We start from the raw sequence: 13,539 nt of genomic DNA, 5'->3' as shown, positions 1-13,539 counted from the left end.
CGGTAGAGTCGGGGACCGTGATTGATGCACGGGACACGGCCCTGATCTTCGAGGGTGGCGGGATGCGCAACTCCTACACCGCCGCCTGCGTGGTCAAGCTCATCGAGGAGGACGTGCAGTTCGGCTGGGTGGGCGGGGTCTCCGCGGGCTCGAGTCACACGGTGAACTACCTCTCGCGCGACGCGTGGCGGGCGAAGGAGAGCTTCGTCGACTTCGCCAACAACCCCAGCTTCGGCGGTGTGTCCTCCCTGCTGCAGGGCACCGGCTACTTCAACGCCGAGTTCATCTACGAGACCTCCTCTGACGGGGACCTGCCCTTCGACTACGACGCCTTCGAGGCGAACCCAGCCGAGATGAACCTCGCGGCCACTCGCGCAGATACCGGTGACTCCGTGTACTTCACCCGCGCCGACATCCACGAGCGCGCGGACATGAACTCCTTCGTGCGGGCCTCGTCCACGCTGCCGCTCATCATGCCGATGCGCATTATCGACGGCGTGCCCTACGTCGACGGGGCCCTGGGAGAGTCCGGGGGTATCTCGATCCAGCAGGCGGAGGCGGCGGGGTACGAGAAGTTCCTCTTCGTGGCCACAAAGCCTCGCGACTACGTGCGACCGCAGGTCACGCGCCGCAGCGTCGTGCGGCAGGTGTTCCGCCGCAACCCGGCCGTCGGTAAGGCGCTCATCGAGCGGCCCGACAAGTACAACGCCTCCAAGCAGCGCCTCCTGGAGCTGGAGCGGCAGGGGCGGGCCCACCTGTTCTTCCCGGATGACATGCAGGTCACCTCGACAGAGAGGAACGTGGCCAAGCTGCGCTCGAACTTCGAGGCGGGGGAACGGCAGATGGAGGCGGAGTGGCCGGCCTGGGAGGAGTTCTTGGGGGCCGCCTGACACGGGGGCGGCAGTTTCCCCGGGAGCCCCGGAGGGCGGTTCCGTCGCTGACCCGTGCCAAAGTGGGGTGCGGTGTGCCGGCAATCACACCGGCGGGCTTGGCGCAGGACGGAGAAAACAATTCTCCGGCGGCTTGATCGGTAAAGCCACACAATCCGCTACCGAATGACGGGGGAGCTGCCAAAGTGAATTCGCACCGGGTTTCGTCGAATCAGTCGGCCCGGAACGGACGCTAAGGAGAATCACGCGAACATGGGAAACAAGAAGGTACGGGTCGCTATCGCGGGTGTGGGCAATTGCGCCACGTCCCTCATCCAGGGGGTGGAGTACTACAGGAACGCCCCGGTTGAGCAGAAGGTGCCTGGTCTGATGCACGTTCAGCTCGGCGATTACCACGTCGGGGACGTCGAGTTCGTCGCAGCATTCGACGTGGACGACGACAAGGTGGGCAGGGACCTCTCCGAGGCCACCGAGGCGGGCATGAACTGCACCATCAAGATCGCCGACGTTCCGCACCTCGACGTCCGGGTTCAGCGCGGCCCGACGTACGACGGCCTCGGCGAGCACTACCTGTCCACCATCACGGAATCCTCCGAAGAGCCCGTCGACGTGGCCCAGGCGCTCCGCGACGCCGACGCGGACGTCCTCGTGTCCTACCTTCCCGTGGGTTCCGAGGAGGCCGACAAGTTTTACGCCCAGGCCGCCATCGACGCGGGCTGCGCCTTCGTCAACGCCCTGCCGGTGTTCATAGCCTCCGACCCGGAGTGGGCGGGGAAGTTCACCGATGCCGGCCTGCCGATCATCGGCGACGACATCAAGAGCCAGGTGGGAGCAACCATCACCCACCGCGTGCTGGCCAAGCTCTTCGAGGACCGGGGTGTGCGGCTGGACCGCACAATGCAGCTCAACGTGGGCGGCAACATGGACTTCAAGAACATGCTGGACCGCAGCCGGCTCCAGTCCAAGAAGATCTCCAAGACCCAGGCCGTGACGTCGAACCTGACGGAGGGGCCGATCGCCGGCAAGGTGGAGGACCGGAACGTGCACATCGGCCCCTCGGACTACGTCGAGTGGCTCGACGACCGCAAGTGGGCCTACGTCCGTCTCGAGGGCACGGCCTTCGGGGACGTCCCGCTCAACCTGGAGTACAAGCTCGAGGTGTGGGACTCACCCAACTCGGCGGGCGTGATCATCGACGCGATCCGCGTGGCCAAGATCGCCCTCGACCGCGGGCTTGCGGGCCCGATCAACCCGGCATCCTCCTACCTGATGAAGTCCCCGCCGGCTCAGCTCGGCGACGAGGATGCCCGCGCCGACCTCGAGGCATTCATCAACGGCGGCGCCTGAGGGGTCTGAGAGGCCTGAGAGGCCCGGGGGGCCCGGTCCTCTCAGTCGGCCACCATCGGCTCCACCGTCAGCTCGGGGTGCTCCTTCTCCACGAAGGCCAGCTTCCACTTGTCCCCGAACAGCGCGATGAGCTCGCCGTCGGTGCGGGTGAAGATCTCCACACCGCGCTGCCGGCCTAACTCGACCGCGGACCCCGCGTCCGTGCGCCGGGCCACGGAGTAGGGCACCGGTTCCGTGATCGTCTCCACGTTGTACTCGTTTTCCATGCGCGCCTGCATGACCTCGAACTGCATCGGTCCCACGGCCGCCATGACGGGGGCGGCGTCGCCGCGCAGGTCGTTGCGCAGGATCTGCACCACGCCCTCGGCGTCGAGCTGGTCGAGGGCCTTGCGGAACTGCTTGTACTTGCCCAGGGACTTCGCCCGCAGCGTGCGGAAGTGCTCGGGAGCGAACTGCGGCATCGGCGGGAACTGCACTTTGCGCCCGGAATAGATCGTGTCGCCCGGGGCAAGCGCACCCGCGTTGACCAGACCGATGATGTCACCGGGGAAGGCGGTGTCGACGGTGTCGCGGGTACGCCCGAACACGGTCAGCGCGTACTTGGTGGAGAAGCTGCGCCCCGACTGCGCGTGCGTGACCTGCATACCGCGGTCGAACTCGCCGGAGACGACACGCATGAACGCCAGGGTGTCACGGTGGTTCTTGTCCATGCCCGCCTGCACCTTGAACACCACGCCCGAAAAGTCGTCTCCAAGCTGGCGGGTCGCGTCCATCGCGCTTGTCGACGCCTCCACGGCCGCCGGGTCGGAGTCCCTCCCCGCGGGTGCGGGCGCGATGGCGCACAGCGTGTCCAGGATCTGGTGAACGCCGAAGTTGAGCATGGCGGAGGCGAAGATCACCGGAGAGGTGACGCACTGCTCGAAGAGTTCCTGGTTGTGCACCGCGCCGTCGGCGGCGAGCAGCTCCGCCTCCTCGACGGCCGTCTCCCATGCGCCGGCCTCGCGTTCGAGGGCCTCTTCGGGGGAGAAGTGCTCCTCCGGGGCGATGGTGGAACCGCCCGCCGTGCGGATGAAGTGGACGTAGCTGTCGGCCTCGCCGTCAGGATTGATGTGGGCCAGCCCGCGGAAGTCCCCGGCCTCGCCCACGGGCCAGTAGAGGGGCGTGGGCTGCAGGTCGATCTCGGTGACGATCTCGTCGACGAGCTCGAGCGGCTCGCGCCCGATGCGGTCCCACTTGTTGATCACCGTGACGATCGGCAGCCCCCGCGCCTTGCACACCCGGAAAAGCTTCAGCGTCTGCGGCTCGAGGCCCTTGGCGGCGTCGATGAGCATGACGGCGGCATCGACGGCGGAAAGGACGCGGTAGGTGTCCTCGGAGAAGTCTGCGTGGCCGGGGGTGTCCACGAGGTTGATCACGTAGGGTTCCGCCGCGGTGGAGCCCTCCGGCAGGTACTCGAACTGCAGGGCGGAGGAGGCGATGGAGATGCCGCGGTCCTTTTCCATTTCCATCCAGTCGGAGACGGTGGACTTGCGGTTTCCCTTCCCGTGGACGGCGCCCGCCTCCGAGATCACGTGGGCGTGCAGCGCGAGGGCCTCCGTCAGGGTCGACTTACCGGCGTCGGGGTGGGCGATGACGGCGAAGGTGCGGCGACGGGCGGCCTCGGAAAGGGTGTTCATAAGGCCTACAGCCTAGTCGGGCCAGCGGTGGAGCCGGAATCGGTGCGCGGGCGCAGGCGTATAGTGTCCTCCGGAAACTGTAGACGAATCAACAAAAGGGAGTTTTCCATGAAAATCGGTGTCATCCTCGGCTCCATCCGTGAGGGCCGCCTCGGGGAGGAAGCGGCCCGCTGGGTCATCGAGTCCGCCTCCGGCCGCGGCGGGTTCGAGTACGAGCTGCTCGACCTCGCCGAGTTCAACGTTCCCGCCCTGGTCTCCGCGACCGTCCCGGCAATGGCGAACAGGCAGTACGAGGACGAGGCCGTCAACACCTGGTCGAAGGCCGTCGATTCCTGCGACGGGTTCGTCTTTGTCACCCCCGAGTACAACCACTCCGTGCCGGGCACGTTCAAGAACGCCTTCGACTCACTGTCCTCCGAGTGGACGGGCAAGCCGGTCGGTTTCGTCGGCTACGGCTCCGCCGGCGCCCTCCGCGCCGTCGAGCACTGGCGCCAGATCATCTCCAACTTCTCCATGCCCAACGTGCGCAACCAGGTCGCGCTGAGCATGTTCGAGGATTACGCGGACGGCGCCATCGCGCCGCGGGCATCGAAGGCGGCCGAACTCGACCGCATGCTGGGGGATCTCGAGGCGCTGCTCGCCTAGGAATGGCGCGCGTCAGGGGCGGGAATGGATGTCGTTCTGCGCCCGCTCCAGCCCGGCGGCGGTGATGAGCCGGGCGGCGTCCGCGGCCGTGGCCGCCTCCGCCGAGAAATCGCCCTCGACGGGGGAGAGGACCCAGTCCGGCACCGACGTGCCCTTCGGGGGCCGACCGATGCCCATGCGCACCCGGACGTATTCGCGCGTGCCCAGATGCTCGCTGACGGACTTCAGCCCGTTGTGGCCGTTCTCGCTGCCGCCCCGGCGCAGGCGCACCGTGCCCGCGGGCAGGTCCAGCTCGTCGTGAAGCACCACAACATGGTCCGGTTCCACCCCCAGGAGTTCGGCGAGGGGACCGACAGCCTCCCCCGATTCGTTCATGTAGGTTGTCGGGCGCGCGTAGGCGATACCCTCGTGGATCGCCACGAGGGCGCGGGTCCCACCCAGGGGCGCAAGCGCGGCCCCGGCCTTCGCGACCAACTCGTCAAGCGCCATGCAACCGACGTTGTGGCGTGTGGTTTCATAGCGCGGCCCCGGGTTGCCCAGGCCCACGACGAGCCACTCTGCGGTTGGGCTGCCGGCGGGGGCGGAGGAGCGGGGGAGACGGCGTCTGAGGAAGTCGAACACGGATATAACTGTAACCATGGACCTTCCGCGCATCATCGCCGCGCCCATGGCGGGCGGCCCCAGCACCCCGGAACTCGTCAACGCCGTGGGCTTCGGGTTTCTCGCCCTGGGCACCTGCAGCGTTGACAGTGCGCGTGAGCAGCTGGCTGCCGCGCGGGCACCCTTCGGCGTGAACCTCTTCTACCCGCAGCCCGAACCCCCGCGGGAGCGGGTACGCGCCGTCGCCGAAAAGTTGGGTGTGGGAATACCGGACGCCGACGTGACCAGCGGCTTCCACGAGAAGTTCGCGCTCGTGCTCGAGGCGGGCCCGGCCGTGGTGTCGTGCACCTTCGGGTGCTTCACCGCGGAAGAGATCGCGCTGCTGCACACGGCGGGGATCGAGGCGTGGGTGACCGTGACCGACGAGGCGGAGGCTGCCGAGGCCGCGCAGCGCGGTGCCGACGGACTCATCGTGCAGGGCCCTCTCGCCGGCGGGCACCGGGGAACGTGGAGCCAGGATGACGACCCGGACGAGCGCCCCCTGGAGGAGCTGCTCGCCGCCGTGACGGCCGCGGTGGGGCTGCCCGTCATCGCAGCGGGCGGGGTGCGCGGCCCGGGGGACGTCGAGAAGCTCCTGGCTCTGGGGGCGAAGTCGGTGGCGTGCGGAAGCGCCTTCCTTCTCGCGGACGAGGCCGGTACCAGCGAGCGCAACCGCGCGCTGCTGCGCGCCGGCGGGCAGTCCGTGCCCAGCCGCGCGTTCTCCGGCAGGTGGGCCCGCGGGGTGGAGACCGGCTTCACGCGGGATCACCCCGGCATGCCGGCGATTTACCCGTACCTCAAGCCTATGGTGCCGGACAATCCATATTGCCTGGTCGGCGCAGACTTCGCGGGTCTGGAGGAGGCGCCCGCGGCGGAGATCGAGGCGCGGCTCACCTCTTCCGCCCGCTAGACCACGCGGGTGGTGTTCTCGATGTAGCCGAGGCCGGCAACGGCCACGCGGACCGTATCACCGTCGGCCAGGTAGCGCTGCGGAGTGCGGGCGTGGCCGACACCGTCGGGGGTGCCGGTGGCGATCACGTCGCCCGGGTTGAGCGGGTAGAGGTGCGAGATGAACTCGACCAGCGCGGCGGGGTCGAAGACGAGGTCGTCGGTGGGGGCGTGCTGCACCCGCTCGCCGTTGAGCGTGGTCTCCAGCGCGGGGCCGGGGGTCCAGTCGGTGTCGAGCCAGGGGCCGAAGCCCGCCGTGGTCTCGAGCGATTTGCCCTGGTGCCACTGCTGGGTGCGTTTCTGGTAGTGGCGCTGGGTGTAGTCGTTCATGATGGAGTACCCGGCGATGTGGGTGTGGGCATCCGCGCGGGCGACGTGGCGGGCGCGGGTGCCCATCACCACCGCGAGCTCGCCCTCGTAGTCCAGGGTTCCGGCGTTGAAGGAGGGGACCACCGACTCGTCGTAGGGGCCGACGAGGGCATCGGCGAACTTGATGAAGAGCGTGGGAACGTCGGGCCGCTCGTGGCCCATCTCCTCGATGTGCTTGGCGTAGTTCAGCCCCACGCAGATGATCTTCCCCGGGCTGGGGACCACGGGGGCGAGGTCGGCGGGGGAGAAGCGGACTGCCGAGCCGTCGGCCGCGGCGGCAATTTCCCTCCACTGCGGGTCGGCGAGGAGCGCCCCGACGTCGGAGTAGCCAGGAATGACGCAGGCTTCGGTGTCGGATGTGAACCGGGCGGCGACAGTGAGGCTGTCGGCGTCGCGGGTGCTATCGCTGCCGTGTGTGCGGAGTGTGACGAGTCGCATGGCTACACGCTACCCGCCGCGCGAAGCAGCTCGTCGGCGGCGTCGGCGGCCACGATGGGAAGCTCCTCCGCCTCCTTCCTGCCGAAGGATTTGAGCACGTAGTCGGCCGGCGCCATGCGCCCGGGCGGGCGCCCGATCCCCACGGCCAGCTTGTTGTATTCGCGCGTGCCCAGGGACTTCGTCACCGACCGCAGGCCGTTGTGGCCGTGGTCGCCCCCGCCGGCGCGCAGCTTCACCTCACCCAGATCCAGGTCCAGCTCGTCGTAGATGACGTAGAGGTCGCGGGGTGCGGCACCGAAGTAGTCCGCCAACGCCTTGACGGGCCCGCCGGAGACGTTCATGTAGCCGCGCGTGCGGGCCAGCACCACCCTGCGGCGGGGCAGCAGCCGCCCCGCCGCGAGCTCGGCGACCTCCGTGTTGGTCTTCTTGTGCGCGCTGAGCTGGGCCGGCATCGGGGTCGCCCGGACCAGGAGCTCCTCGAGGACCACCACGCCGGCGTTGTGGCGGGTGGAGGCGTACTGCGCACCGGGGTTGCCCAGGCCGACGATCAGGACGGGGGAATCAGTCACGCCCACATCTTAGGGCAGGCCGGGAACGGGAAACGCCCCGCTACCCGGGTGGGCAGGGGGGCGTCGTGAAGCGGGTGCGCCGGGGCTTACTCGGAAGCGCCCTCGTCGCCCTCGCCGCCGTCGGCGATCTCGACATCCTGCTCGTTATCGGCGGAGTCGGCACCGGCCTCGGCGCCGCCCTCCTCGGCCTCGGCGGCAGCAGCCTCGAGCTCCTCGTCCTCCTGGAAGTAGGTGATGTTGACCATGAGGGTCTCCGGGTCGGTGACCAGGGAGGCGCCCTGCGGCAGGGTGATGTCGGCGGCGGTGATCTGGTCGCCGATCTCCTTGCCCTCGATGGAGATGGAGATCTCCTCGGGGATGTTCATGGCGTCGACCTCGATCTCGAGGACGGTGGCCTCCTGCAGCACGACGGCGTCCGGCTGCGCCTCGCCCTCGGTGATCACCGGGATCTCCACGACGACCTTCTCGCCGCGCTTGATGCCCAGCAGGTCGATGTGGTCGATGTCGAGGGTGAGCACGTTCTGGTCGATGTGCTTGACCATGCAGAGCATCTTCTGGCCCTCAACCTCGAGCTCGAGGACGGCGTTGGTCCCCTCGTTGCGCACGAGGGCGGTCATCTCGATGCGGTCCACGGAGAAATGGACGTTCTCGATGCCGGATTCGTAGAGCACGCCGGGGATGCGGCCCTCGCGGCGCAGGCGGCGGGATGCGCCTTTGCCGAACTCCTCGCGCTTGTCTGCCTTGATGACGGTCTGGGTAGCCACGTTCATTCTCCTGTGGTTCGGGGATGGGTCACAGGAAAAGCCTGCGACCACTTAACGGATGTGTTCTCGTCGAGTGATCGCAGGCTTTCAACAAAGTCTGGGATACATATCGCGTCGATAACGGCCTTGCAGCCCTCGCCGAGACCCTCACAGCCTACCAGTGGCGGCGGGGCCCGCAAAACCGCTTGTCGACGTCCCCTACCGCTGCGGGAGCAGAGCCTTGGCGAAGTACGCGTCCAGTGCCCCGTGGTCCCCGAGCGGCAGGACGGCGCCGACGTACTGGTCGGGCCGCACGACGACGACGGCGCCGTCGCGGCTGATGCCGCGCGCCTCGAAGATGTCACCCGCCCCGTTCGGGTTGGCGGACCACACGTTGTCCCACAGCTCCACCTTGAACTTGCCGGTGCGGGGGCGGAAAACAGCCGGCACGTCGGTGATCTCGTAGTCGCGGTAGTTCCGCTGGTAGATCACGTGCACCTCGAAGGTGCCGTCCTCGTTGGCGCCGGCCGGGGTGTACCGGCGGAAGAAGGCGTCGTCCTTCTCCATGTGCTCGGCCAGGGACCGGACCTTGGAGGAGGGGGAGGTCGGGTGCTCCGCGTCAGCGAAGACGTAGATGCGGTAGCGCCCGTCGGCGTAGTGCGCGTGGCCCAGCTGCTTCTCGTTGGCGTCCGAGCGGCGCATGGCGGGGAAGGACTTGAAGCGCCGTCCCACGGGGTAGCCCTCGGCGATCTCCTGGTGGGCGGTGTCGGCGGTGATGAGGTTTTCCGGGTACTCGGTGAGGAAGCCCGCGGCGAACTCCTCGGCGGCGACGTAGTAGTCCTCCACCGCGGTGGGGTTCTCCAGCTGGTCCACCGGGGTGGCCATGAGGGTGGACCACTCCTTGTCGAAGCGGATGAGGTTGGCCGCGGCGGGCTGGCGCTCGCCGTGGTAGGTGCGCAGGAGCGACTCCGGGGCCATCCCCGACAGCACCTGGCCGAGCTTCCAGGCGATGTTGAAACCGTCCTGGATGGAGACGTTCATGCCCTGGCCGGCCTTGGCGGAGTGGGTGTGGCAGGCGTCGCCGGTGAGGAAGACGTGGGGCTGTGCGTTCTCGTCCGCGTGGTCGCACTCGTCGAAACCGTCGACGAGCCGGTGGCCGACTTCGTAGATCGAGTTCCAGGCGACGTTCTTCACGTCGATGGAATAGGGGTGGTAGATCTCGTTCGCCTTCTCGATGACCCTCTCCACCGGCGTCTCGCGGATCCTGCCGTTGTCGCCCTCGGGAACCATGCCCATGTCCACGTACACGCGGGCGAGGAAGCCGCCCTCGCGCGGGATATGGAGGATGGAGCCGTTCTTCGAGTGGATGGAGCACTTGGTGCGCCAGTCGGGGAAGTCGGTGTCCACCACAACATCCATCACGCCCCACGCCTGGTTGGCCTGGTCGCCCTCGAGCTTGCGGCCGATGGACTTGCGCACGCGGGAGCGGGCGCCGTCGCAGCCGATGACGTACTTGGCGCGCACCGTGCGGGTCTCGCCCTCGGTGGCGCCCGCGGAGCGCCTGAGCTTCACGACGACCGGGTACTCCGCGTCCTCCTCCACCGTGACCTCCTCGGCCTCCCAGCCGTAGTCGGGCTCGATGCGGGCCGGGCCCTGCTTGGCAAAGCGGAGGAAGTAGTCCAGCACGCGCGCCTGGTTGACGATGAGGTGGGGAAACTCGGAGATGCCGTTTTCGTCGTCGATCGGGCGTGCGGTGCGCACGATGTTCTCGGGGGCGTTCTCGTCCGGCACCCAGAAGCTCATCTCGGTGATGCGGTAGGCCTCGTCGGTGACCTCGGTGGCGAAGCGGAAGGCCTGGAAGGTCTCCACGGAGCGGGCCTGGATGCCGTCGGCCTGGCCCAGCTCGAGCCGGCCTGCCCGGCGCTCAATGATGCGGGTGTTCACGTCGGGGAACATGGACAGCTGAGCGGCGGCGATCGCACCGGCCGGCCCGCTGCCGACGATGAGCACGTCCATCTCGTCCGGCAGCTCGGGGGAGCGGTCGATGCCGTAACCGGCGGCCTCGGCCTTGCGGGGGTCCTGGGAGACGTACCCGTTGTGATGGAAGTGCATGGGTGGGTCCTTTCCGTGCCACCCCCGCGGGGGGGAGGGGGGAGCGTAGTGGGTGCGGTGGGAATTTAGTTTTGGGGTGGGCGCGCATGTGCCGGGGCCGTACGGGACCGGAGGGCGCACCCCTCTAGCTATGAAATATACGATTCACAGTCGCGCGGCGGGCTCGGTCCGGCCCTCGACGGCGAGCTGCTCCTGCCACGGCCGTTCCCAGATGAAGTGGCCGGTTTCCTGCACGCTCTCGTAGTCGTGGCCCAGCGGGATGCCCTTGCGCTCGCGCAGGCACAGCGCCACGAGGAGGCCGATGACGGAGGCGGTGACCAGGTAACCCGTGATCGCCCACGTTGTACCCGTGCGGGTGTAGAGGGTGGCCGCGATGGTGGGGGCGAAGGCGCCGCCGAGGATGGAGCCGATGGCGTAGGTGATCGAGGCCCCGGAGGCGCGCACGGAGGCCGGGAAGAACTCGGCGTAGGTCGCACCCGTGTGGCCGTAGGTCAGCCCCAGGCCCACGGTGAGGAAGATCAGGGCGGCGTAGATGCGGCCGAGGTCCGCGGAGTTGACCAGGGGGAACAGCAGGAACGCGCCGATGCCCTGGACGATGAAGCCGAGGATGAAGGTGTTCCTGCGGCCGATGATGTCGGAGATGTAGCCGGCGAGGGCGGTGGAGAGCATCCAGGTGAAGCCGGAGACCGTCACGGCCAGGAGGATGTCACCGCGGTTCATGCCCAGCCCCTTGACGGCGTAGTTCTGGATGTAACCGCCGGTGGTCATGTACCCCACGGTGCCGTTGGCCGCGAAGAGCAGGGCACCCATGAGCACGAGCGGGCTGAAGCGGCGGAACAGGGTGCCGACCGGGTTGGTGACCTCCACCTCCTTGATCTCCGCCATCTCTTCGAAGACGGGGGATTCCTCCACGCCCATGCGGATGAACAGACCGATGATGACCAGCACGGCAGAGAAGAGGAAGGGCACGCGCCAGCCCCAGCTCATGAAGGCGTCACCCGGGGCGATGGCGTCCATCAACGCAAGCGCGCCGGAGGAGAGCAGCAGGCCGGCCGGCACGCCCACCTGGGGGCCGGCACCGAACAGGCCGCGCTTGGCGGTGGGGGCGTGCTCGACGCTGAGCAGGACCGCGGAGCCCCACTCGCCGCCCGCGGAAATGCCCTGGATGATGCGCAGGCAGATCAGCAGGACGGGGGACCAGATGCCGATCATTGCGTAGGTGGGCAGCAGGCCGATCAGGGCGGTTGCCCCGCCCATGGCGAAGAGGGTGACCATGAGGACGAGCCGGCGGCCGAGCTTGTCGGCGAAGTGGCCGGCGAAGAACGCGCCCAGTGGTCGGAACAGAAAGGACAGGCCCACGGTGAGGAAGCTGACGATGGTCGCGGTGCTGGAGCCCAGGCCGGCGAAGATCAGCTGGTTGAAGACCAGGCCCGCGGTGGCCGCGTAAAGGAAGTAGTCGTACCACTCAATGGCAGTGCCGATCGTGGTCGCGGCGACGACGCGCCCCCGCTCCTTCGTCATCGTTGCTTGTGTCATGTTCCAACCTCTGGTTTCGGGTGTGCTGGGCGTCTCCGGCACGGGAAGCGTGTGACCCGGAGCACTTGCGTAGGTGTACCAAATCATATACGATTCGGTTCCGAACGCAAGGCGTTGCCGGAAATTCCTTTCATCACCCTGGAGAACCTTCGCTATGACCACACCCGCCCACCTCCCGGTAGAACCGGGCAAGATCATCGCCGTGCATGTGGCTTTCGAGTCGCGCGCCGCACAGCGGGGGCGCCGCCCCTCCGCGCCCTCGTACTTCCTCAAGGCAACCAGCTCCCTGTCCGGTTCCGGTGACGTCGAGCGCCCCGCCGGGTGCGAGCTTCTCGCGTTCGAGGGTGAGATCGCACTCATCATCGGCACGAGGGCGCACCGGGTCTCCCTGGAGGACGCATGGTCCCACGTCGGCTGGGTGACCGCCTCGAACGACCTCGGCATCTACGACTACAAGTCCCAGGACAAGGGTTCGAACACCCGCTCCAAGTCCCGAGACGGTTACACCCCCGTAGGGCCGAACTACATCGATGCCTCCACCGTCGACCCCGCGGGCCTGCGCCTGCGCACCTGGGTCAACGGCGAGCTCGCCCAGGACGACACCTCCTCCGCCGAGGACCTCATCTTCCCGCTCGCCCAGTTCGTCGCCGACCTGTCCCAGCACATGACCCTGGAGCCCGGCGACATCATCCTCACCGGCACGCCCGAGGGTTCGACAGTGATCAAGGACGGCGACGTCGTCGAGGTCGAGGTGGACGCGCCGGGTGCGCCTGGCGCACCGACCTCGGGGCGGCTGACCACCCGCGTAGTCGAGGGCCCGGGCGACTTCGACCCCGCCTTGGGCCTGATGCCGAAAACGGACGACAAGCTGCGCGAGGACGCGTGGGGCTCGCGGGAGGCTGCGGGGCTTGCTCCCGAAAGCCCCGCCGGTGCCCCGCTCAGCCCCGAGCTGCGTGCAAAGCTCATGGAGGCGCCGACGGCCGGCCTCTCCGCCGAGCTGCGCGCGCGCGGTTTGAACCAGGTGGTCATCGAGGGCGTGTACCCGCAGACCCCGGGAACCAAGCTCGTCGGCCCCGCCCGCACCCTGCGCTTCCTGCCGGAGCGCGAGGACCTTTTCAAGACCCACGGTGGCGGCTTCAACGCCCAGAAGCAGGTCTTTGACGCGGTCGGGGAGGGTGAGGTCATCGTCATCGAGGCCCGCCGCCAGCCCGAGTCCGGCACGATGGGCGACATTCTGGCCCTGCGCGCCCGGCACCGCGGTGCCGCCGGCGTGGTCACCGACGGCGGCGTGCGCGACTACGCGGCGGTCAAGGAAATCGGCCTGCCCGTGTTCACGCAGGGCGCCCACCCCGCGGTGCTCGGCCGGCGCCACGTTCCGTGGGACGTCGATACGGCGATCGCCTGCGGGAACGTGGCGGTGCTCCCGGGCGACATCATCGTCGGCGACGACGACGGGGTCGTGGTCATCCCCCGCGGGATCGTCGAGGAGGTCGTCGACGCGGCGCTGGCCAAGGAGCACCAGGATGGGTGGGTGGCCGAGCAGGTCAAGGCCGGCCACAAGCTCGACGGCATGTTCCCCCCGACCGGGGAGAACAAGAAGGCCTACGAAGAGTACGCGGGCAAGTAG

At 68.2% G+C, this 13,539-nt stretch carries 12 protein-coding genes; 5 read left to right on the top strand and 7 right to left on the bottom strand.

All coding sequences use genetic code 11. From position 1 onward, the window contains the following. Positions 1–17: 17 nt before the first annotated feature. Both B3611_RS09970 and B3611_RS09965 read left to right on the top strand, forming a co-directional pair. Positions 18–890: a patatin-like phospholipase family protein gene (locus B3611_RS09970; protein ID WP_291314922.1), complete on the top strand. Its 873-nt coding sequence runs from the start codon at positions 18–20 to the stop codon at positions 888–890. A 252-nt stretch (positions 891–1,142) separates the two neighbouring features. Beyond that, the gene (locus tag B3611_RS09965; RefSeq protein WP_291314921.1) at positions 1,143–2,237 is read left to right on the top strand and encodes an inositol-3-phosphate synthase; all 1,095 of its coding nucleotides are present in this window, start codon (positions 1,143–1,145) and stop codon (positions 2,235–2,237) included. 41 nt (positions 2,238–2,278) lie between these two features. On the opposite strand, the gene B3611_RS09960 is transcribed toward B3611_RS09965, so the two are convergent. Continuing rightward, complete coding sequence (locus tag B3611_RS09960) at positions 2,279–3,913, bottom strand: peptide chain release factor 3 (protein WP_291314920.1); 1,635 nt, start codon at positions 3,911–3,913, stop codon at positions 2,279–2,281. A 108-nt stretch (positions 3,914–4,021) separates the two neighbouring features. Between B3611_RS09960 and B3611_RS09955 the strand changes: the two genes are divergently transcribed. Further along, a complete protein-coding gene (locus tag B3611_RS09955; RefSeq protein ID WP_291314919.1) occupies positions 4,022–4,558 on the top strand; it encodes an NADPH-dependent FMN reductase in 537 nt (178 codons plus the stop codon). A 12-nt stretch (positions 4,559–4,570) separates the two neighbouring features. On the opposite strand, the gene pth (B3611_RS09950) is transcribed toward B3611_RS09955, so the two are convergent. Continuing rightward, complete coding sequence (gene pth, locus B3611_RS09950) at positions 4,571–5,179, bottom strand: aminoacyl-tRNA hydrolase (protein WP_291314918.1); 609 nt, start codon at positions 5,177–5,179, stop codon at positions 4,571–4,573. Positions 5,180–5,195: 16 nt separating this feature from the next. Between pth (B3611_RS09950) and B3611_RS09945 the strand changes: the two genes are divergently transcribed. Next, the gene (locus tag B3611_RS09945) at positions 5,196–6,107 is read left to right on the top strand and encodes a nitronate monooxygenase (protein WP_291314917.1); all 912 of its coding nucleotides are present in this window, start codon (positions 5,196–5,198) and stop codon (positions 6,105–6,107) included. Here B3611_RS09945 and B3611_RS09940 read toward each other — a convergent pair. The 5 genes from B3611_RS09940 to B3611_RS09920 form a co-directional block, all read right to left on the bottom strand. Then, positions 6,104–6,952, bottom strand: a complete 849-nt coding sequence (locus tag B3611_RS09940; RefSeq protein WP_291314916.1) for a fumarylacetoacetate hydrolase family protein — start codon at positions 6,950–6,952, stop codon at positions 6,104–6,106. The genes B3611_RS09945 and B3611_RS09940 overlap by 4 nt on opposite strands. 2 nt (positions 6,953–6,954) lie before the next feature. Next, entirely contained in the window at positions 6,955–7,521 is a 567-nt protein-coding gene (pth, locus tag B3611_RS09935) for an aminoacyl-tRNA hydrolase (RefSeq protein ID WP_291314915.1), read from the bottom strand. An 86-nt stretch (positions 7,522–7,607) separates the two neighbouring features. Beyond that, entirely contained in the window at positions 7,608–8,285 is a 678-nt protein-coding gene (locus tag B3611_RS09930) for a 50S ribosomal protein L25/general stress protein Ctc (RefSeq protein WP_291314914.1), read from the bottom strand. Positions 8,286–8,483: 198 nt separating this feature from the next. Beyond that, a complete protein-coding gene (locus B3611_RS09925) occupies positions 8,484–10,376 on the bottom strand; it encodes an FAD-dependent monooxygenase (protein ID WP_291314913.1) in 1,893 nt (630 codons plus the stop codon). Between the two features lie 144 nt (positions 10,377–10,520). Next, a complete protein-coding gene (locus B3611_RS09920) occupies positions 10,521–11,912 on the bottom strand; it encodes an MFS transporter (protein WP_291314912.1) in 1,392 nt (463 codons plus the stop codon). Between the two features lie 154 nt (positions 11,913–12,066). Between B3611_RS09920 and B3611_RS09915 the strand changes: the two genes are divergently transcribed. After that, entirely contained in the window at positions 12,067–13,539 is a 1,473-nt protein-coding gene (locus tag B3611_RS09915) for a fumarylacetoacetate hydrolase family protein (RefSeq protein ID WP_291314911.1), read from the top strand.

This window comes from Corynebacterium sp. UBA2622, assembly GCF_002339505.1.
In the GTDB taxonomy this organism is placed as follows: Bacteria; Actinomycetota; Actinomycetes; order Mycobacteriales; family Mycobacteriaceae; genus Corynebacterium.
The sequence above is the reverse complement of the archived record's forward strand: the minus strand, read 5'-3'. Positions and strand labels throughout refer to the sequence as shown.

Coding starts and splice junctions, on each gene's coding strand:
- B3611_RS09965 (WP_291314921.1), top strand. CDS start 1,143: ATGGGAAACAAGAAGGTACGGGTCGCTATCGCGGGTGTGGGCAATTGC.
- B3611_RS09960 (WP_291314920.1), bottom strand. CDS start 3,913: ATGAACACCCTTTCCGAGGCCGCCCGTCGCCGCACCTTCGCCGTCATC.
- B3611_RS09955 (WP_291314919.1), top strand. CDS start 4,022: ATGAAAATCGGTGTCATCCTCGGCTCCATCCGTGAGGGCCGCCTCGGG.
- B3611_RS09945 (WP_291314917.1), top strand. CDS start 5,196: ATGGACCTTCCGCGCATCATCGCCGCGCCCATGGCGGGCGGCCCCAGC.
- B3611_RS09940 (WP_291314916.1), bottom strand. CDS start 6,952: ATGCGACTCGTCACACTCCGCACACACGGCAGCGATAGCACCCGCGAC.
- B3611_RS09925 (WP_291314913.1), bottom strand. CDS start 10,376: ATGCACTTCCATCACAACGGGTACGTCTCCCAGGACCCCCGCAAGGCC.
- B3611_RS09920 (WP_291314912.1), bottom strand. CDS start 11,912: ATGACACAAGCAACGATGACGAAGGAGCGGGGGCGCGTCGTCGCCGCG.
- B3611_RS09915 (WP_291314911.1), top strand. CDS start 12,067: ATGACCACACCCGCCCACCTCCCGGTAGAACCGGGCAAGATCATCGCC.